We start from the raw sequence: 19,845 nt of genomic DNA on the forward strand, positions 1-19,845 counted from the left end.
TTTGGTCATGCGGTTTTTACGAGAACGTCTGGCTTGTTTTTATTTCGCCTGTATATTCCCCAGCAGGAGCAAATCACCTGGTACATCACAACTGCTGAAGCTGATGTAATTGCCTGAAGGGAATAGCAGGTTTTTCAGCGCAAAGACAGAAACCGCTTCAAAATTGATGGACAGTTTTTTCTCTATCTGTGGTGGGATCTGGCTATTGATACGCTGGTTGACCTGGCTCTTGAGGTCATCTGATCCGCTGGGTCCGCCGCCTGACATATGGCCTTCCACCTTGACCCCTGTGCTTTGCATGGCGATGTTGATCTTCTGGTTGCGGCCGTCACCGCCCACTGACAAAGGCATGAAGGCTTGTACATTCAGACTGACTTCGGTGCTGAGGTCTTTGTCTGAGGTGCTGGTGCAATTGAAGAAGCAGGGATAGAACGTGGTTGACGAATGCTCTTTATAATTCATGACCTGATTTTGGGTGCCGCCATAAACAAGCTGTCCATTCGACTGGACTTTCAGGGTGGTGCCGTTCAGACTCCAGGCGATGTCATTACCGCCGGGGATGGAGTAGGTATAGCGCGTCGTTGATCCGCCGCCCTGACCGGAAACACTGCTGCTATGGTTGAGCGGGCTCAGGTCGACGGTGGCAGTCACGCTGGCGCTGGTGAAGGTGGCTGTCCAGGCCTTGGCGCTGCTGCCGGGGTTCTGGCCTTGCAGTGTCCAGCCATTATTGCGCAGGCTTTGCGGCAGTATGTCGCGGAACACCAGTTGAGAGCTGACGATCATGCTGGTGTTCTGACCCTGTGGCAGCGGTTCAGGCACGTTGTTGAGTGAAGCCAGCGAGTAATTGAGCAGGTCACGCCCTCCAGTCATAATGTAGAGCTGCAACATCTGGTTGCCGCTGGCGGTCTGCAGGGGCTTGAACAGGAAGTTGCTGGGTTTTAAGGCGGGCAGGGTGGGGATCTCCGTCAGGTCCAGCTGGTTGATCAGGTAGACCACCGGGTTCTGCGTGAAGTAAGCCTGTACAGCCTTGTTGAATTCGACCTTGGTGGCGTCACTGAGCCGGATATTGCCTATCGAAAATGCACCTTGCAGCATATTCAGTTCTACCCTGAGTACGTCATGGTTCTGGTTGCCAACCTTGACCTGGCCGTTGACCTTGCCCAAGGGTACGTAGGCCGTCATGGTTTCGCCGGTGATGTTTTGCGGCGGATCACATACCTCCGGAGCAGAACCTATCTTGGTACATACCTTCATCGTACCCTTGAGAATTTCCATGTCCAGCCTGGCTGTATTGTTGCTGTTGACGCTGAATTCCAGTTTGGGGTAACCATACTCGACTTCAAAATAGGTGTTGATGGTGACATTGCCCGGATATTTTTCTGAAGTAGAGACGACGATCCTGTTCTTGTAAGTGGTCGATGTCTTTAACTCTTCATACTGGATGGCAAGGACGCGGTTGATTTCTGACAAGCCCATGTTGAACACGACGTCCCAGCCATTGGTGCAGCTGCCTTGCTGATATAGCGCTGTCAGCAGGTTTTCTTTGGATGGCAGGGCGAATGCCTTGAGGGCGGCATGATCCGCTTCTGGCGCAATTGCCCTGCGTGCTACCGGGCCTGCCAGTGCACTGACAGCAGGTGTGACCATGCGCAGCCTGGCCAGCATGGCCGGGTCGACGATACGCGCTTCCAGTACAAAGGATAGACGCAGGGTGACTGTGCCTGAGGTAAAACGCAAGCCGCGATTGGTCTGGGTTGCTGGGAAAGAAATTTCCCAGGTAGAGAACGGTGTCACCCGGCTGACACCTTCTGACCAGGATTCACCATGATCAGAGAAGGTCGGGCTGTTATCTTCACACTGATAGCCATAGATGCGTTCGCGCCATGGTGTGCGGAAGCTCAACCGGTCACGGTTCATGTCGCGGTCATTGAAAGGGTTGCCGTTATAGGCAAGCCGCAGCAGGTATTGCCCGCTGTCGGTACCCGCGACACCTTCGACAGTGGCCAGCACGGCAATGATGCGGGCATTGGCATACTTATAGAAGACAGCATTGTCCAGGAAGATGGTCTGGCTGTAGATATTGCCGTTGGTCAGCTCTTGCGGATTGACGCCCTCGATCACGAATTCTATGGGTTTGGTGCGCACCGGCTGGTAAGGTGCCAGCGCACTCTTTGCCGCCAGGGTGCGGCCGTGTTGCTGCACGATGGCGGCGCTGAACTTGAGCAGACTGAAAGACGTAATTGGTGTAGCTGCCTGCAGGTAGGCATATTGCAATGCCTGGTCCTGCGTCAGGAAAGCCCTGGCCAGTATGGTCAGCATCTGGTTCTGCATATAGGTCAGCTGGCCAGTCAGGCCCATCAGATCGATGGCAGAACGGTCAAGGTCCTTGACATTGGCAGGATTGAGTTTATTTTGCAGCTCGGCCAGTCGGGCTGCCTGACGGGCATTGAGTTCTTGCTGCAATTGATTGGTATAGATGTTGCGCTGTATGGTGTGCAATGAAGATTCTGCACCGGCGACAGCCTTGCCGCGCAATACCATGATCTTGAAGGCGGTCTGCAATGCAGCCTTTTCTGCCTTGACATCGGGGCCGGTTGCCATCACCTGGTCAAAATAAAGCGACATCTCATCCCATGACTGGCTTGAGGGATTGCCAAACTGCCCGGCATCGAGGCCGTCAAGTGCGGCTTGTGCACCATTGAGTCCTGTCAGGCCGGTGCTGATGCCGGTATACAGTTTTTGCGTGGCGTTGAGTACATTCAGGGTTTTCTGTATGCGTTGCGCCATCAGCCCCAGGTCCTTGACAGCAGAAATGGACGAGGCCGGAATCAAGAAGGACGTACCCAGGCTGAACAGGTTGGTCGCCACATCCAGACCAAACTTGATGATCTCCATGGTTTCCCATTTTTCGACCGCGGACTTGTACTGTTGCGTGGCGACATCCACATCCCCTCTGGCATGCAACAGTTGCTTGTTGAGTTCATTGAGTTTTGTCTGCTGTTGTGCAGCTTCAGCCTTGCCCTGGTCTATCATTGACTGGTAAAAGCCCTGCATGTCTTTTTGCTGAGCGATATTAGCATCGACAATGCCACTGACCAGCTTGCCTGATTCGATGATGTTTTCATTGAGGGTCTTGCCGACATCGATGACCAGTTCCTGCAGGCGGCGGTTAGCCATGCGCTGTTCATTCTGCACCAGTTGCAGCTGGATACGGTCAAGGTAGCCGAGAATTTTCTGTACATATTGCTGGTAATCGTCGAATGGCAGAATCGGTACGAAGGCGCCTGATTCCGGGTCGTTGACAAAATTCGCCAGGTCCATGGCGCGCACGCGCAGGACGATCACTTCGGGGTCGTCGGGCAGGACAGGTATCCAGCTGGCTATCCAGTTCAGGTAACGGCGCATCAGTAATTGCAGGCCATCGTTTGCGCAGGCTGACTGGTCGCTCAGCACGGCTTCGGCAAAGCTCATTGAATATTGCAGACTGTTGATCAGCTTCGGTACAGCTTCCTGATCAGGCGACAGGCGCACATCTCCAGCCAGTATGGGTACTGCGCCGGCGCCGCTGCCTTGCAGACCAAAGCGCAGGCCGTCCACAATCACGCTATAGCGGTCACCTGCCCGGTTGCGCACTACCAGTGCCCCGAGAAATTCGTCGCAGGCCAGCTTGAGCTGGTCGTAACCGGCGTCACTCAATTCCAGCTGGCGCGGCTGCCCCTTGCTGCGCATGTCAAACACTTGGGCATACAGGCTCAGGTTCTTGCCAGGCACAGCAAAGGCGGCATTGGTCTTCAGGGCCAGCACATTGGCAAACAGGGTGAAATTGATGACCTCGGAGGCGGCGACGAACTGCATCTCGCCTATGTCAAGGCGGGCCTTGTAGACATTGATGTTTGGCGTAGCGATGAAGGATGTTACATCATTGAAATCGGCTGGCAGCATGCGTTCAAAATCGCGGTCGTCATAGACCATGAAGTTGGCTTGCACATTGTCGCGATATTTCTGCACCATCGCCCCCTTGAATACCCGCTGCCAGAGCAAGAGCCGCTTCTGTTCTATCATCACCCCCATGCTGGCGAGCGTTACCTTGCTGACGGTCTGTTCGGTAAACTGTTCTTGCAGGGTAAACAGGCTAAAGCTGGCATTGGGGTTGAACAAGGCAAAGATACTGTTCTTTTGCGACCAGATTTTGTCCAGCCAGGACTGGTTTTGCAGGCTGTTAGTAAATGCCGCGCTATTGCTGAGGCACAAGACCTTGCCATATTCAGCCACCAGGCCAAATACGCCTGTCTTGCTGTCAGTGGTGAACTGCACAAAATCCTGTGAACCCGGGCCGGACAGGATGTTATTGCCATTGGCATAGGCTTCTTCGATGCGGGTAAATTTTTCTGGCATGTAGGCAAATACCTGCAGGATGGTGTCGCCAAATTCCAGTGCCGACACATAGTGCGTGCCGTATTGCTTAAAGGACGCCAGAACCCGTTCTGCATCGCTTTGCACCAATTGATCACCATAGTCTTGCTGACGACTGCGGCCTGCATGGGGCAGCTTGGTGATGTCAGACATGAAGCTCTCTGTCAGGTGATAGGCTGCATCGGGCTGACGTGGCCGCGCATGCACCAGAATGCCGCCAGTCTGTGACGCATGAGTGACTTCACTGTCAACACGACGCAATTTCACCAATGCATAGCGATAGTCTGCCTTGGTCAGGTCAACGCCGATTGCGCCGGACAACTGTTGTAGCGAAGCGGTGCTCTGATAGGCGCCGCCAAGCAGGGCGCCGGCGCCGATCTGTACCGCGTCAATGTCAGCAGCCGGGGTCAGTATCTGGTAAGGGATAAGCGCATCAAGCAGGCTCAGTGCATTGTTGTGCAGGCTGATGTCGGGATAAGTCCAGGTACCGCGTTCCATCGATACGGCGGGCGCGGCGGGCGTCATGGCTTCGTCCGTGGTCGGGTAGAGAATATTGAGTTTGTTTCGTGCCGGATCCCAGTCTGGATTGAGGCCGATGGTGAGGTTGGTGGAAAATCCCAAGACAAAGCTGGAGGTAGTCATCATGTCTTCCTTGTGTATTGCCGGTCAGTCATGATGCATGGGTACAGGTCACGAGTAGGCCACGAATTGTGGTCATGCCTGATCGTACCGGACACCCGCCGGGCAGGCTGCCAGGGAGGGGAGGGCACAAGGACGCAACATGCTTGCCGGGCTGTTTGATCTTGTTGAACAACGATTCATGTGTTGCGCGGCAAAAATTCATACAACGTACTCTTGCTGCCGGCACCGCATGTGCTGCCTGGTTGGATAACGGTGTTCTTTTTAGCAACAACAATTATCTAATAGGCTAGATTAATTATAAATATTAGACCTTGAGGCAGCAAGGAAGATTTCAAATAAATAACTATTATTTGATTTCCTGGTATCACCCGGCGGGCTGGAATTGCCGGTGCAGTCAAGCTGGGGTCGTGCCGAGATAATGGCAAAATTATCACATAACACTTTCAGTTATATAGAGTGAAAAAATTCGCAATTATTTGCATAAGTGCCTATTTTCCCGACCCAGCATCTTGCAACAGCATTTCCCTTTTCCTGATCACTACTCTCATCTTCCTATCGCAGATCTTGAGAATGAAGAACAGCGACGTTTAGAAAGCGCACGCGACTGACATTTACAGAACTCACGCAAAGCGCATAGATATAGTATGTAGCACTGGGGTAATGGCTCCTTCCATCTGGATGCACGTAGCATGCTCAAGAGCGCCTATCGATCATCGCCACCTGTTGAAAACAGACTAATCGTTGGTGATGCCATCAATTAGGGAAGTCTTAATAGTTCCCAATAGGTTATCGCACAATCACTTGAATGAATTGCCGACGGAGGGGATTAGCGCAAATTGCGTGACTAACCCTTCGCGCAATGGCGCGATTCAATTTTGCCAGGCTATCACGCTCTTTTTTACCCATTCTTTCATGAGCAAGATTTGAAGAAATATATATGAGTGAAGCAAATTAAATTAACAATCATTATCAAAATATAATTCTTAATTAGCAATTATACATGATAAATTGTTGTCTATTACTTACTTTTTAATTGGGCAGTCAAATGAACAAAACTTGAAATAACTTCTAAAGCTAATGGTCAAACTCAAGGCAAGCAAGAATCTAAGTGTCTTTGTAAGTGCTTTGGGTATGTAAGTTGATGACAAAGTGCCCTGTCTTCTTGTCCCACCATTTCATTATCTACGATGCTGTTGTTAAGAAAAAACCTGGTGTTGAATTGTTGAGTCGGGCAGCATTGCGGCCTTTAGATCCAATTCTTGTGGTAGGTAGGCCCACCTGGTCGGAAATGATAGGTAATCGAAGTTGGAGATCCCTGGGAGGTGTGGAAGGAAAGGGATTTTTAGCATCCGCTGAGTTTTAGGCTATTTCGACGATGGCGAAAGGTGTCCGTGCATTGTCTTTGGGGACGTGGGATCTGTACATGTATTCTGGTGAATTGCCAACGAATACTGGCGTTAGCGCCCCGCAGCCGGTTAACTGCTAACGAAAGGGAAATAATAGAATGTTTGATAACATTGAATCTATGCAGGAAATGAAGAAGCGGCTTGGGGACTCTGGCGCTGCTGGTCAAGTCAATGCGGTCATCGCTGCAATTGCTGCAATCAACAGGGCTTCAGGCCAGCTAGACCAAGGTAATCGCGCCACTGCTCTCTTCCACCTGGCTGCTGCGCTGACTGGCACCCAAGAATCCGCAGTAGCGGCGCTTGAGGATGCTGTTTTCATTGCGCAACCATCGACCTACTGACCGAGGAAAATATAGTAGTCATGCATAAATTTTGTGATTCGTGCCAAGCGTGGGAGCCATCTGCCAGTCAGCAAAGCGGAATGGTTGGTGGCAAAGGCCAGTGTCGGGTCAATCCGCCATTTATGAATGGCTGGCCGAAGACTTCCAACAGGGACTGGTGTCTCGCGTGGGTTGAAGACAAAAGAATAAAGCCAGCAGCAGCGCAAAGAAAAAAATCGGAACCACTCCCGATAGGTTTTGATTACACTTTCGTTCGTGATTTTCCTGATTTGGCCAATATGTGGTTAAAAGCTGCCCGTTCAGAAGAGAACATCCCTGCTATTCTTCAGCCACTTATTGAGCATCCGTTAGAAAATCTTATGACGCCCCCGTTGTCAGACGATGACGAAGTCTGTAATGATTTGCTGCTTTGGGCAGAAAAGTTGCCTGGCTCGGGCACACCAGAGGAACTTGATGATGTTGGTTATCGCAGTGTACTGACTTCTTTCGAATATCCCGAATATATCGAAGAATGTAAACAGGCACTTGCGTCTTTACCAGATAATCATCCTTGGAAAATACAAAAAATTGTAGGCCAATCAGCTACAAAACGGTCAAAGAAAACCAAGTCTCCAGTTTAATTCGAAGAAGGAAAATGTTTTGGAAAATGAACGTAACAACCGCGACTGGATTGGGTCGGTTCTGATTACAGTACTGATTGCTATCCCAAGTGTGATGGCTTACCAATCATTCGGAGTGCAGACAGCCAAGTTTACTGTCGTTTCAATGTCCGGCCCCGACGTTTCTCGACTTGTGACAGTCAAAATGGAGAATGAAGATCGTTACGGTGTTAAGCGGAAATGCACTCAGACTGTCAAAGTAGAAGTCACGGCTGCCGATCATACTGCTCTAATTTCACCAGTGTTGGACGGCTGCAAGTCGGATAGACAATAAAGGAAAAAAATTGAACGACAAAACCACATCACACATGCTCATTACAAGCGAACATGGTTCCGGTGTTTCAATATTAGCGATTTGCTCAGCTAGAGGGCAAGAAGTTGGTCGTAGTACACGAGCACGTTGATACGACGGAAGAAAGAGAGGCGGGGGAACCGATAGCCCGTGACGAAATCGAAGCATTCCTGAAGACCAAGATAGAAGCTGATGAAGCGGAAACAGGTTTGTATGATACTGGGGAATGGTTCGTTGTCGTTGATCGCGTGGATGATGAATTTACTTTCCAATGGTTCGACAGCCCGATACATTTAGACGACGTGCTGTAATTAACAGTTAACCAAAGGAAAACAGAATGATTGCTCCCGAAAGACTTATTGCAGCCGGTTTCAAAAAAAGGGCCAGTTCGGACGGGAGCGCGCAAGAATTTTTGAAAACTGTCCCCGTCAAATTTCTCAGTAAGGAAATACGTGATCTATTCAAAGGAACCGATGTGAATGATTCCGATATTGCGACAGTTTGGATTGAAATGGAGGTCGGAGTGGGGATTAGTGTATGGGATTGCAATGCACATTATGGCACCTATTCATTTGAAGAACCACTAGGTAGATTGATTCTACAAGGTGCTGGACTATAACTTTTGTTTGGCTTTGAAATTGACTGAGGAAATAATAATGGGACAAGCAAAAAATCGTGGAACATTGGAACAGCGGGCAGCTGATGCGAAGGCGAAGCTAGACTCTATAAAACCGGCTGGAATTGTCTGTAATGAATGCAAAGCAGATATACTTGAGATTCAGACAATGAACACGCGTGGTATGCCTGGCATTGCCGGAGTGTTTGCTGGCGTTTGTGCGTGCGGAAGCACCACTTACGCGATGCAGGGTGACAAGGAGGCAATTGCTGACTTGATGCTGGCAATGGAGTCTGCTAATGCAAGTGAGGCCAAAATAACTCTGCAAAAGTTGTCTTGATAGAAGATCGTTGGAACAGGAAAAAAGCGATGCATGAATATGAATTGGGGACGTCATAGAGGCATTAAAGCCCTGTCCATTTTGCGGCGGTGCTGGTAGGCTGATATCTGGCACTGGACAAAACGGACTAAACAAGCACTCCTGCATGTGCTCTATGTGCTGCGCTCAAATTGGCTGGTCGGATGCGGAATCAAGGGAAAATGAAGCTGATGCCATCAGCGGAGCCATTGCCTTTTGGAATTGTAGGGAATGCGCTCAAGAGCGCAGCGACGGAGGGAAAACGTTCTAGCTAACCACCTGGAAGCAAATTTAAGGCTAAGCTATGGAAGCAATAATTGCAATTGTCATCATCATCTACATTCTCAATCGAGTTTTTCGGCCATTCCAGGTTCGTTGTCCGGAATGTGGTGGTAAGGGGGTGAAGCACATTCCAAGAGATTACAGCAATGAATACCCGCAGGGCGGTTTCGACGTGAATTGTCGAAACTGTGGCGGTGACGGCCAAGCTACGACGAAAACGAAGTCATATTTGTGGGGACCACCATATTCGAAAGAAGTTGAGAATCCAGGCCGTAAGGGTTCAGGCTGGGTCTGGAAGTAAAAGAAAACGAGGAAAACGCATGTACTTTTACCTTATGATTGGTTTGCTAACCGTCATCTCGCCGATTGTATATCTTTCTGCGTGTAGGGTTAAAGCCCGTCGCAGCGGCAATCCTGCCCCTCGGCTGTTTGAGAAGCCTGTCCAAGTTGGCGCGGTAATTGCGCTATCGTGGATAGCATATTTTTTTGCCATTCAAGCGTGCTACCAGGGCGCTTGCCACTATGTGCTCTACAGGGATGGCCGGTCGGGAACACTACCGACATTTGAAGAATCGCGTGAACTCGCTGCCTGGCACGAATGGCTGCCGCCATCGGAGATATTAGTTCACAGCGCAAGTGCGCGCTAAAAGCAGAGAAAAATGACTTCGGATCGAGGAAAATCGTTCCATCATTGAAACTATTTGAGGGCAACTGTTTAGTACGTAGATAAATTCATTTGAAGCTAAATTCTTGGGAGAAGATTATGATTGATGAAAGTTCAATAGACTCAATAGAAGCCACACGCACTTTAGTCATGGCCGCAAAAAATGCTTTGTATGAGGCATTAAGACAGCGGCAGAGTGGTCCGGAAATTTGTTTGGCTGAGATGACAAATAAAAGGACAGGTAAGAGCGGATTACGTATTGACAACGGAGCAGAAGATGAAATTCGAAGTGTTCTTGAATTAAAACTTGGAAATAAAATAGTAATTATTGGTGAAGAAAGTTTGGTCAGCACGGATACCATTATGACTAATCTTGTTCCACACGGTAGCATTGCAGCCCTTATCGATCCGATCGATGGCACTGACTTACTTGAGCTGGGAATAGAAAATTGGTGTTGTGCTGGAATATTGTTTGATCCCCACGTTCCAGCGATTCTAGGTTCTGTTATTGCTCAGGCGAACGGCGATATATTTTTTGCTAGTACCTCTGATCCCGATGCGAAAGTTTGGGCCACGAAAGCAGGCGATTCGAATGAAACGATAATAAGTCGAAAAATGCGTGGCCCTGGTACGTGCAAGGAATTCAATGAATCTGTTATCTCATTCTACGGCCAAAAAATCAACGCTTTTAGGTCACTATCCAAGTTTCCAAAGCTCGAAGAAAAATTTACTCAAATGGAGAAGGCACCTCCTCCAAACTTCCGTTTGCATACCCTAAGTGGTAACCCTATGATGGTTCGACTAGCCGATCGTGCAAAAATGAAGGATGGAAAGAACACTTGTAAGGGTATCGATCTCCTCTTTTCTCTTCGGGACCAATTTCTTCATGATGTTGTTCCAGGCATGTTTATTGCCATGAAAGCTGGGGCACATGCTTATTTGCTCGATGGAACTCCTATCACCTATACAATGTTGGCTGAAAAGCTATTGCAACCAGGTACAAGAATGAAGTATGTCCTCTCATCTACGCCTGAATTAGCTAAAGAATTTTTATCCTATATTAACTAGCGCTTTGGTTAGCTAGTGAACCAAGTACTGCGCTTTGCTGTGAAAGGCAAAAAGCAGTATGGACGAGAGCGAGGTCGACGGACGCTGGACTGAACCGCAAGGTATCCCGGTTGGGGAGCTTGTCTGGCTCTCGCCAGACACGGGTGGCCTTCAAATTCATATTGCCACTACCGCAGGCAAGCAGGTTGCAACGATCCGCAAGCATGCGTATGTGACGGGTTTCAATGGTCACTTCAGCGGTTTGATGTGGAGTAAGCCGCTAGTGGGATCGGTGGCCGAACTGATTGCGGAGAAAGAGACGGCAGTGAAGGAATTTACTGATTTTCGCACGCCGAAAGCTGCTGTGAAATACGCAGTGGACCGCTTACCTGAGAGCGCTTGCAATGACCAAAGGAAAACGCACCAGGTAACACCATTGCCAGCCACGAGTTGGCAGTACCACTGAGAAGGCCGGCACCCCGCCAGGCCGTGGAAAGGAAACAAGGTAATAGATGGGTGATCTTACAAAATTTATTCTCTGCGCAAAACTTGATTGCAATAGTGCAAGTGACATGATGGATATTATCAGCAACTATGCTGATAAAGATTTCATTCTGCCAGAGCACGAATTTTTTTCTGCTGAGAGGTGGCAATTGCTCTTGTATAGATGCAGTGTAGAAGTAATCAATGACGACGTTACCCTGAATGTGTCCGCTAAATTCAAGCATTACGATAATGAAATTGAAAAGTTTTGCGACTGGATCACCTCAAAACTGTCACCAGAGATGGGTGAACAAGTTATTGGATCGATTGAAGTATTGGCGTGCGCAGAGGGTTATCCAGGAAATAGCCGGGAAACCCTTGCTTGGAAAAATAATGAGATAGTGTTTCAAGACTTCAAACCACATGAAGATAACCCAGACAACTGGGATAACTGTCCAAGGAATACAGAATGGATGAAAATAAAAGCGTGCTGAGAGTCAAATTCGACATTTGCTATCAAGGCGAAAGAGTGTCGATTGAACGCATCGACCAACTGAAAGAGAAGATACTTACCGCCGGTATCGACGAAATGTTGGCAAGCAAGCTGGAATCAGAGGCGCTGAGTTACAGCATGGACATCCAGCATGTTGGGCCGTCTGGTTATCGCTCCCCCGTTTTGAATGCCGAACAATTGAAAGAAGATGTGTCGAATTTTGTCGGGTCAATTCTCAACGATTTCAAATTGGGCGCAATTGATGCTACACAAGTTACCACGGCCATAGAAAACGTCATCGGTGCTGTGGATGAAGGTGATTGCGAAAAGGCAGTGCATTGGTTGCGTGCTGGACGAAAATTGATCCGACAGTAAAGCAATAATTGTGAGCTTGAACAAATCGAAAATAGGCATGACAGTTCAAGATGCCTACAGCCTGGTTACTATGATTGATGCAGGGACTTTCCCGACGTCGGCATTTGCAGACGGAAAAGGTCGAACGTTTGAAATATTCAAGACCGATATGCTGCCACATCGCCAGAAGTTCATAGCGCATTTATGCTTGAGTTCGAAGAATAGGAAAATACAATGATATCGATTGAATTATTGCACCAAAGATTGGAACTGGACCTCCAAAGCTATGCCCAAAGCAGGATGAGTGAGGTGTACTGTCAATAACGGACACTCATGTTCTAAGCTGCCTGCGATTGCCGATAAAAATTTTCAGCAAACAAGGCAGGCGACATATTGCCTAGACGCGAGTGACGTCGCTGGCGGTTATAAAAGCTTTCGATGTATTCCTGGATAGCAGCCTGTGCATCAGCACGTGTTGCATAGTGCTGGTGATGTATGAGTTCATTTTTCAGGCTTCCCCAGAAACTCTCCATAGGCGCATTGTCATAGCAGTTTCCTTTGCGTGACATGGATGCCTGCATGCCAAATTGTTCTAGCAATTCTCTGTAGCCCAGTGCGCAGTATTGGCTACCACGGTGATATCGGTCACCCATACTTCATTTGGACTGCGTGGAGTAAATGTTTGGTTCAGCAGATTTTCTGCAACAGGAAATTGATGATTCGAGTTGGTTGTCGCCTTAAATTTCCGTTTTTGCTTGCAACGTAGTGCTAGCACCCGGCGCAATCGAATAATACGGTCACGACCCGCTTTAAACCCTTGCGCTGCCAGCTCCGGTTGCATACGCAGGGGACCATAAGTCTCCCGGCTTTGCTTGTGAACCGCTGTGATGGCCAGCTTGAGACGTTCATCCACCTTGGCACGTTCCGACGGGATGCTGTTTAGCCAGGCATAGAAGCCGCTACGGGAGACGCCAAAGCTGCGACACAAGCTGGCAATGGGATAATCGAGTCGCATGGTCTTCATGAACGCGTATTTGGCAGCGACTCCTGCGCAAAGTACGCTGCCGCCTTTTTTACGATATCACGCTCCATCTTTGCCTGGGCCAGCTCCTTGCGCAGCTTGGCTACCTCCGCTTCGAGTTCCGGCACGGTACGGCTTCCTGGTGCTGTCTTCTGCGTCTGGCCATTCTTGGCCGCATTTACCCAGCCAACCAAAGTCCCTTTCGGAATGGCAAGGCGTGATGCAGCTTCCTCTAGTGTCAACCCTTGTGCCAACACAAGTTTCACTGCTTCTTCCCGTAACTCTGGCGTGTATCTCTTTTTCTGTTTCATTATTTCTCCTGATCGTTTATTTTAACAAACAGGAATGTCCGTAAAAGTCAGGATACCTCAGAGCTCTATGCTAGTGATTCCGATGTGATATTTGCTAGCAATTTCTAAGAGGCTGTTCGAGATCTTATTGTAAACAAAAGGAATATTGCGTAAACTTAGGTGATGAGAAAAGCCTACCCAAGCGACATCAGTAGAGAACAGTTTGCGAAGATAGAAGATATTCTGCTGAGCGCACGCAAGAAAACCAAGCCGCGCCAAGTGGATTTATATGATGTTTTTTGCGCGGTATTGTACGTGTTAAAAAGCGGCTGCCAGTGGGACATGATACCGAGCGACTTTCCTCCTAAAAGTACGGTGTACACGTACTTTAAGCAATGGAAAGAGAAGCCGTTGGGAAGTGAGTTAAGCCTGCTGGAGCAGGCTTTAAAAAAATCAGGTTGGCGCGGCCCGTACCAAACATGGTCGGAACGTACACAGCACCTTTTTGATCGTTGACGCCCAGAGTGTCAAAAACACGGATACGGCAAAACACAAAGGCTACGATGCAGGGAAGAAAATATCAGGAATCAAGCGCCATATTGCCGTTGACACAGAGGGGCTACCTCATGCCATTGCCGTGACAACAGCCGACATCACGGATAGAAAGGGAGCACTGGAAGCGTTTGAGCGGCACAAGCATTCCTTGGGCAAGGTTGCCAGCGTGCTTGTCGATGGTGGTTATACGGGGCGCCCTTTTGCTGAGGGTGTCCATCAAATTCTGGGGGCGTCCGTACAAGTTGCCAAGCGCAATGAACTCCACACCTTTAGTGTCATGCCTCAGCGGTGGGTGGTGGAACGCTCTTTTGCCTGGCTTGAGAAATGCCATCGCCTTTGGAAAAACTGTGAGCGACAATTGAATACCAGCTTGCAATTCGTTAATTTGGCATTCCTCACTTTGCTCTTGCGGCGCGGGTGATCAAAAAAGATCTCGAACAGGTTCTTAGATTTCGGTGCAGTTTAGGACATGAATGGATTGCCACCGCGAAACATATTGTTTATAGGAAAAGCTGGTGTCCTCAATGCCGTGGACAGCATTACAACAAACATGATTTGAAAACATTTCAGTTGATAGCTGAAAAGAGGGGCGGGAGATGTTTATCGATTGAATACGCAGGAATTCGCAAACACCTGCAATTTGTATGTGATCAAGGGCATGAATGGCGAGCCCAACCGTGTAATATTTTGCACCGTCAATCCTGGTGTCCAGTTTGTGCAAATGGGCGGAATGAAACGTTTAAAAGGCAGAATGCCCTACAAATGTTAAGGACTCCGCGCGCCTCGAGAACACCATCGAATCCCCTAACCATTCCCATGTCACCGTTAGGAAAGCGAATCGCTGAAATTTCTTGCGCCGACGCACGTATGAGGTCTGCGACCAAGGCCGGAAAAACAGTCCGCGCACGAAGCGTGTCTGCCCAAGTCTGTAAATGCAGTGCAGTGATCCAGCGCAATTTCGTGCTCCATTCATTTTAATGTAAGCGATCATCGACCAAGAATATCAAAAAGTCAATGAATCGTGTATAGACAAAGATCAATTTCGAAAACGCTATTCTCCATCACCATCTGGATCGGTCTCCCGCTCTCTTATTTGTGCAATACTCCCATTGCCAGTCGTTTTCAAACCATCTTCAAGACCACCCGCATCCAACAAATCCAACTGCCGACCATCTTCTTCAACGGCCAGGGCAGGGGAGAGAGCAACGGACGCCAGAGCCAATTCCTTAATCATCGCATCCCTCTGCAAATTCAAGGCAGTCAACTGACCCTTCAGCGCATTAATTTCCCCTCTGGAAGCATCGATCGTCGAACGGGCATTTTGCAACTGGCTTTTCACAAGATCCACCTCGGTCTGATTTCTGGAACGCAGAGAAAGTGCTTCCCCCTCCCAATGCAACGACTTGGCCCGAGCCTCCTCAATCTGCTGCAGCATATGCCGCTCCATCCCGCGATAACGCTGCTCATTCTGGATACCAGCCGCTTCAAACTCCGCCAACCGGCTCTTATGATCCGCATTCAGATTAGCCAGGCTGTCCTGGTATTGGGATGACAGTTGCTGCATCGCTTCCACATGCCGCCTGTCGCGCTCGTCAATCGCCTGCTGCATAGCCTCCAGCCTTTGTAACAGCACACCTTGTTCTGCTTTCAGGCCATCATTCATTTGCAAGGCCTGCTGCAAGCGCTCCTGAGAAACCGCCAGGCTCGTCGTCTGACCAGCCAATTCACCTTGCACTTGCTCCAGAAGCTTTTGTTTCTCCTCAACAAGTGAAGCCATTTGGGCATGCTCCTGAGTAAGCTGCGCACGCTCCTGGGTCAGAAGGGACTTTTCGTGGGCGAGATGACCCTGGGCTGCAGCGGTGGCTGTCGCCCACAACTGCCGCATGAGTTCCGCCACTTCGTCTGGCATCCCCTGGCCAGCCGCTTGCGCACAGTGATGACTGAACAAGCGCTCATACCAGGCATGGATATCGGCCTGAACGTCCGTGTCCGATCCGCCCTTGTAATAACCGCGCACTTTGGAGACCGACGGTTTTTCTGATGCGGCAGCCAGGGTATTACACGCAGCCCAGACAGCTTCACGCCTGGTGTAAGAACGGTCTGAAAGAACAGAAGTAGACATACGTATTTCCTGAAGGAAGAAAAGCTAAAAAATTGCCATTAGCTCAATGAAATCGGCGACAACCCGCAAAAGAAGGGAATTTTCTTATTGGGAACGACCTAATAATAAATATATTATTTTATTTCGTCAATATTCAGACGTTTAATCTAATAATTGCATGATTATCTTACTTATCATGTATTATTTAGGTGATGCCCCCAAGGTGAGAATTCCTGCATCTACTTGATTCAAGCAACTGCGTGAAACATTTAAGGAAATTCGACGCGGGATTTAGCTGAAAGCCTTATGTGATAAAGCTTTTCAGCTACTTTGGAAGAGAAAATATTAGATATAAATGTTTCACGATCGTCAGGATTCAATCAACTCTGAATCTTGATTCCCTTTTTGCTATACATCTTTTTGACGAGGCATACCACATTCGCCCTCACTATGCCTGCCGCGGCTGCGATACAGTCACTGTGGCAGCGATCCCGCCAGCAGTGATCGACGGCGGCCTGGCCGCTCCTGGTTTGCTGGCCTGGGTGGCGGTCAGCAAGTTTGCCGATCATTTGCCGCTGTACCGACTCGAACAGATCGCTGCCCGCCAGGTAATTTCCCCAGCTCCCACCGTACAAATCAGCCTATCTGTACCGATTTCCCATCATCAAAGAACCTGTCAGTTATAACGCCAATTCGCCCAAGCGAATTTTCCTGTACCAAATTGAATACTGCAAAATAGGCATCTTTTCCGATTCAGGTGCCGTCATGCAACGCTACTATCCCAACCTTCAAGCCATTCACCAACAGACCATGCAGCTGGAGTACGCGCAATGCAAGCATTGTCAGCAAACACAGCACTTGGTTTCGCACGGCTTCATCCGCAAGAAACGCTTGGGTGCCGAACCGCAAGCAGTTGGCAAACGCGTCTACTGCTCCAACCGCCATCATCGCACCGGTTGCGGGCGTACCATGCAGCTTTATCTGGACTCGACCATCCGCTATTTACATCATGCTGGCTGCTGTGTGGTGGCGTTGGTGCTCTTGCTGATGGCGGGCATGACCGTCCAGCACGCTTATCACCAGGCGACCGGTGTCAGCATGCCGCGCAATGCGTATCGATGGTTGCATCGCTTACACATGCAGGCGAGTGTCTACCGTAGCTTACCGCACCGACCACCACTACAGGATGCCAATCCGTTCATGACAACACATCGTTCTGCGCGTCTGGGGTCATTGATGTCAACATTCCAAACCTTATTGCAGCGCTTTGGACAGCACCTTTGCACGGCCTATCAGTCGCAATTGCAACGATCATTTCTGTGATGCGTGTTCGCCGGTCGTCAGACTTTTTTCCACATTCCCATCGTTTCTGTAGATTCAGCTCCATTGATTTCTCTTTCCTTGCCCGTGCAACAGGTTTTGACTCTCGATCATTTTGGATGACGCAGATAGGCTTTGCCTTCTTTTTTGACTCAACAGGAGAACGCATGGCTGCTAAACCTTCATTTGAATTACGACTACGGGTGTTGAATGCCGTGCATGATGCCCCCGGCAATAGCATGCGCGAGCGCATCAAGTTCGTCGCCGATAAAACCTTTATCGATGGCTTGTCAGGTCACCTGCACCAGTTCACCTGGCGCACCATCAGTACATGGCTGTATCGTCATAAAAGCCATGGCATGACCACCCTGCAAAACAAGACCCGTTCCGATAAAGATGCTTATCGCAAGGTGCAGGTGAATCAGTTGGCCGAGGCAATCCATGAAGTGCTGCCGACGCTGACACACAATAAGGTCGGCGTGATCCCCAAAAGCGTTCTATACCGGGTACTTTTGCAGCGCGGTTTGTTCACCCGCTCGCAATTAGCACCGACCACGTTTTATAGGATGATACGCACCCACCAGTTACTGGATGACAAGGCTGTGCAAAAGCAACGCTTGTCGTTTGCCATGCAGTTCGCCAATCAATTGTGGCAAGCTGACACCTTGTATGGCCCGACCATCAAACAGGCGGATGGTCATTGGAGAAAGACTTTCCTGATCGCCTTCATCGATGATGCGTCCAGGGTGGTGACACATGCCGAGTTTTTCTACCGCGACAATACCGAGAACATGGTGTTGGCCTTCCGATCGGCTTTATACAAGCGCGGTAAGCCGGAGCGGCTCTATTTCGACAATGGCGCGAATTATTCCGCCAAGGAAATTCTGCAGGCTTGTGTGCGGCTGGATATTCATCTCTCTCATGCGCCGATTCGTGACGGTGCGGCCAAGGGCAAGATCGAGCGTTTCTTCAGGGGGTTCCGGGATCGCTTTCTGACCTTGCATCCCAGCTTCACGTCTCTGGAAGAATTGAATCGCCTGACGCATGAATGGGTGGAGGGGGAATACAATTCGAAGTCTCATAGTGCCATAGGGATGACGCCGGTTGATCGTTTCAATCTGGACCGTAACCGGGTGAAGTTTTTGACTGACGATGCGTTTTCTGCAGAAGTGTTTTTTATGGAGGAGACGCGTAAGGTGAGTAAGACCAACGTATTCTCGATCCATTCGCAGCGCTATGAATGCCCGGTCGATTTACGCGACAAATCCATTCAGGTGCGCTATGACCGCATGCGCCGTGACCGTTTTGTGGTGTATTTCAACGGCCACCGCATGGGGGAAGCAACGGTGCTGGATTTATACGCCAATGCGCGCTTGCGTCTGCCGGCAACGGTTGGGGGCATGATGATTAAGGCCACCTTCGGTTTAACTAAAGAGCCGTTTTACCGCAGTGAGGTGGCGTTGTTGCCGCAGCAGGCCGAAGCCGTGGAGATGATCAGGGTTCATGCGCAGCACGGGGGCTTCTCGGTGATTGTGGGTCATCCTGGCGTCGGCAAATCTGTCATTCGCGAACATCTGGAACACTTGGGTAAGGAGCGCGATACGGTGGTGGTGTCTTTTAGCCAGACGATGCATACTTATCAGCCTATCTTGAAGCAATTGGCGGAGTCGTTGCAGGTGAATGCGCCAATGAAAGACATTGAAAAAGAGCTGATACAAGCGGCTTACCGTCATGTACAATCGCAAAAAACGCTGTATATCGTGATCGATGAGGCGCACTTGCTGGATGTGGGCATTTTACGTAAATTGCGCTTGTTGTTTGAGCGTTTCCCTAAAAAGCACAATCTGGTGTTGCTGGGGCATCCTGAGTTGATGTTTCGTTTGTCAATGACGTGTAATGAAGACATCAAGAGCCGGATCAGTTATTCCAGGCAGGTGTTGCCGTTGCATGACGATGACTTGACCAAATTTGTCGTCACCGAGCTGGCTGCTGTTGGTTTGGGTGCCAACACTTTCGATGAGGCAGCCTTGCAGGTCGTATTGCGGGCGGTGCAGGGTAATTTGCGGCTATGTCGTAACCTTTGTTACGCTAGTCTGATTGCTGCTTGCCTCGATCATCAACGCATTTGCACGGTGTCGCATGTCAATGCCGCGCTTCTGCAGCCGCACTGGCGTTCACACGATGCTTTGCTTAAGCAACAGGTCAAACCGCAGCGGGTGCCATCATGAGCATGCGTATCCACAAGCTCAACACTTACCTTCGGCCAGAGGACGCGTACACCATCGTTGAGTTTCTTGATCAGGTGCGTGACATGTTGATGCAGGCTTACGGCGATGATATAAAAATCATGCTGCAAGAAGCGTCACAGCACAATCCAATACAGAGGGAGTCGGATGATGATGAGTCGTTTTAGCGGGTAGCCGATATCATCATATCTTTCGGGGGGCGACATGCCCCCTTTTACACGACATTCGATATGACGGCAATTTGGTTGTCGTTATGATTTAA

General features: G+C 49.5%; 16 protein-coding genes and 2 pseudogenes. 15 read left to right on the plus strand and 3 right to left on the minus strand.

Translation table 11 applies throughout. From position 1 onward, the window contains the following. Window positions 1–39: 39 nt before the first annotated feature. A complete protein-coding gene (locus UNDKW_RS29845; protein WP_162062202.1) occupies window positions 40–5,055 on the minus strand; it encodes a FliJ family protein in 5,016 nt (1,671 codons plus the stop codon). Between the two features lie 1,504 nt (window positions 5,056–6,559). Here UNDKW_RS29845 and UNDKW_RS29850 point away from each other — a divergent pair. The 10 genes from UNDKW_RS29850 to UNDKW_RS29895 all read left to right on the plus strand — a co-directional run bounded on the left by UNDKW_RS29850 (window position 6,560) and on the right by UNDKW_RS29895 (window position 12,071). Next, window positions 6,560–6,802, plus strand: a complete 243-nt coding sequence (locus UNDKW_RS29850) for a hypothetical protein (protein ID WP_162062203.1) — start codon at window positions 6,560–6,562, stop codon at window positions 6,800–6,802. A gap of 80 nt (window positions 6,803–6,882) precedes the next feature. Then, window positions 6,883–7,422, plus strand: a complete 540-nt coding sequence (locus tag UNDKW_RS29855; protein WP_162062204.1) for a hypothetical protein — start codon at window positions 6,883–6,885, stop codon at window positions 7,420–7,422. Between the two features lie 417 nt (window positions 7,423–7,839). Continuing rightward, window positions 7,840–8,064 (plus strand): hypothetical protein, encoded by a 225-nt coding sequence (locus tag UNDKW_RS29860; protein WP_162062205.1) that lies wholly within the window; start codon window positions 7,840–7,842, stop codon window positions 8,062–8,064. A 26-nt stretch (window positions 8,065–8,090) separates the two neighbouring features. Continuing rightward, the gene (locus UNDKW_RS29865) at window positions 8,091–8,372 is read left to right on the plus strand and encodes a hypothetical protein (RefSeq protein ID WP_162062206.1); all 282 of its coding nucleotides are present in this window, start codon (window positions 8,091–8,093) and stop codon (window positions 8,370–8,372) included. Between the two features lie 37 nt (window positions 8,373–8,409). Next, entirely contained in the window at window positions 8,410–8,709 is a 300-nt protein-coding gene (locus UNDKW_RS29870; RefSeq protein ID WP_162062207.1) for a hypothetical protein, read from the plus strand. A gap of 55 nt (window positions 8,710–8,764) precedes the next feature. Next, complete coding sequence (locus UNDKW_RS31260; RefSeq protein ID WP_370529159.1) at window positions 8,765–8,998, plus strand: Lar family restriction alleviation protein; 234 nt, start codon at window positions 8,765–8,767, stop codon at window positions 8,996–8,998. Window positions 8,999–9,772: 774 nt separating this feature from the next. Beyond that, window positions 9,773–10,741: a hypothetical protein gene (locus UNDKW_RS29880; protein WP_162062208.1), complete on the plus strand. Its 969-nt coding sequence runs from the start codon at window positions 9,773–9,775 to the stop codon at window positions 10,739–10,741. Between the two features lie 58 nt (window positions 10,742–10,799). After that, a complete protein-coding gene (locus UNDKW_RS29885; RefSeq protein WP_162062209.1) occupies window positions 10,800–11,186 on the plus strand; it encodes a hypothetical protein in 387 nt (128 codons plus the stop codon). Window positions 11,187–11,232: 46 nt separating this feature from the next. Then, complete coding sequence (locus tag UNDKW_RS29890) at window positions 11,233–11,697, plus strand: hypothetical protein (RefSeq protein ID WP_232063481.1); 465 nt, start codon at window positions 11,233–11,235, stop codon at window positions 11,695–11,697. Then, on the plus strand, window positions 11,673–12,071 hold the full coding sequence (locus UNDKW_RS29895; protein WP_162062211.1) for a hypothetical protein: 399 nt from the start codon (window positions 11,673–11,675) through the stop codon (window positions 12,069–12,071). Before UNDKW_RS29890 ends, UNDKW_RS29895 begins: the two co-directional genes overlap by 25 nt. A gap of 317 nt (window positions 12,072–12,388) precedes the next feature. Here UNDKW_RS29895 and UNDKW_RS29900 read toward each other — a convergent pair. Further along, a pseudogene (locus UNDKW_RS29900) lies at window positions 12,389–13,382 on the minus strand (IS3 family transposase). 162 nt (window positions 13,383–13,544) lie between these two features. On the opposite strand from UNDKW_RS29900, the gene UNDKW_RS29905 reads away from it, so the two are divergent. Then, window positions 13,545–14,337, plus strand: a protein-coding gene (locus UNDKW_RS29905) for an IS5 family transposase (RefSeq protein WP_162062212.1) whose coding sequence is annotated in 2 segments (ribosomal slippage) — window positions 13,545–13,810 and window positions 13,809–14,337 — 795 coding nt in all. Because the reading frame shifts where the segments join, the coding sequence is not laid out codon by codon here. Window positions 14,338–14,967: 630 nt separating this feature from the next. Here UNDKW_RS29905 and UNDKW_RS29910 read toward each other — a convergent pair. After that, a complete protein-coding gene (locus tag UNDKW_RS29910) occupies window positions 14,968–16,038 on the minus strand; it encodes a DNA-binding protein (RefSeq protein ID WP_162062213.1) in 1,071 nt (356 codons plus the stop codon). Window positions 16,039–16,451: 413 nt separating this feature from the next. On the opposite strand from UNDKW_RS29910, the pseudogene UNDKW_RS29915 reads away from it, so the two are divergent. From UNDKW_RS29915 to UNDKW_RS29930, 4 genes and pseudogenes are all read left to right on the plus strand, one after another. Further along, window positions 16,452–16,634: pseudogene (locus UNDKW_RS29915) on the plus strand (transposase); the annotation flags it as partial. Window positions 16,635–16,782: 148 nt separating this feature from the next. After that, window positions 16,783–17,340, plus strand: coding sequence for a hypothetical protein (locus UNDKW_RS29920; protein WP_162060112.1), 558 nt, complete (start codon window positions 16,783–16,785; stop codon window positions 17,338–17,340). A gap of 164 nt (window positions 17,341–17,504) precedes the next feature. Beyond that, window positions 17,505–19,565: an ATP-binding protein gene (locus tag UNDKW_RS29925; RefSeq protein ID WP_162062214.1), complete on the plus strand. Its 2,061-nt coding sequence runs from the start codon at window positions 17,505–17,507 to the stop codon at window positions 19,563–19,565. Then, window positions 19,562–19,750: a hypothetical protein gene (locus UNDKW_RS29930; RefSeq protein ID WP_162060115.1), complete on the plus strand. Its 189-nt coding sequence runs from the start codon at window positions 19,562–19,564 to the stop codon at window positions 19,748–19,750. The genes UNDKW_RS29925 and UNDKW_RS29930 overlap by 4 nt, the downstream gene beginning before the upstream one ends. Window positions 19,751–19,845: the final 95 nt, after the last annotated feature.

It is taken from the genome of Undibacterium sp. KW1 (assembly GCF_009937955.1).
In the GTDB taxonomy this organism is placed as follows: Bacteria; Pseudomonadota; Gammaproteobacteria; order Burkholderiales; family Burkholderiaceae_D; genus Undibacterium.

Excerpts from the sequence above, each read along its gene's own strand:
- UNDKW_RS29920 (WP_162060112.1), top strand. The coding sequence starts at position 16,783 with ATGCAACGCTACTATCCCAACCTTCAAGCCATTCACCAACAGACCATG.
- UNDKW_RS29895 (WP_162062211.1), top strand. The coding sequence starts at position 11,673 with ATGGATGAAAATAAAAGCGTGCTGAGAGTCAAATTCGACATTTGCTAT.
- UNDKW_RS29845 (WP_162062202.1), bottom strand. The coding sequence starts at position 5,055 with ATGACTACCTCCAGCTTTGTCTTGGGATTTTCCACCAACCTCACCATC.
- UNDKW_RS29850 (WP_162062203.1), top strand. The coding sequence starts at position 6,560 with ATGTTTGATAACATTGAATCTATGCAGGAAATGAAGAAGCGGCTTGGG.
- UNDKW_RS29855 (WP_162062204.1), top strand. The coding sequence starts at position 6,883 with ATGGTTGGTGGCAAAGGCCAGTGTCGGGTCAATCCGCCATTTATGAAT.
- UNDKW_RS29885 (WP_162062209.1), top strand. The coding sequence starts at position 10,800 with ATGGACGAGAGCGAGGTCGACGGACGCTGGACTGAACCGCAAGGTATC.
- UNDKW_RS29890 (WP_232063481.1), top strand. The coding sequence starts at position 11,233 with ATGGGTGATCTTACAAAATTTATTCTCTGCGCAAAACTTGATTGCAAT.
- UNDKW_RS29925 (WP_162062214.1), top strand. The coding sequence starts at position 17,505 with ATGGCTGCTAAACCTTCATTTGAATTACGACTACGGGTGTTGAATGCC.
- UNDKW_RS29930 (WP_162060115.1), top strand. The coding sequence starts at position 19,562 with ATGAGCATGCGTATCCACAAGCTCAACACTTACCTTCGGCCAGAGGAC.
- UNDKW_RS29880 (WP_162062208.1), top strand. The coding sequence starts at position 9,773 with ATGATTGATGAAAGTTCAATAGACTCAATAGAAGCCACACGCACTTTA.
- UNDKW_RS29910 (WP_162062213.1), bottom strand. The coding sequence starts at position 16,038 with ATGTCTACTTCTGTTCTTTCAGACCGTTCTTACACCAGGCGTGAAGCT.
- UNDKW_RS29865 (WP_162062206.1), top strand. The coding sequence starts at position 8,091 with ATGATTGCTCCCGAAAGACTTATTGCAGCCGGTTTCAAAAAAAGGGCC.
- UNDKW_RS29870 (WP_162062207.1), top strand. The coding sequence starts at position 8,410 with ATGGGACAAGCAAAAAATCGTGGAACATTGGAACAGCGGGCAGCTGAT.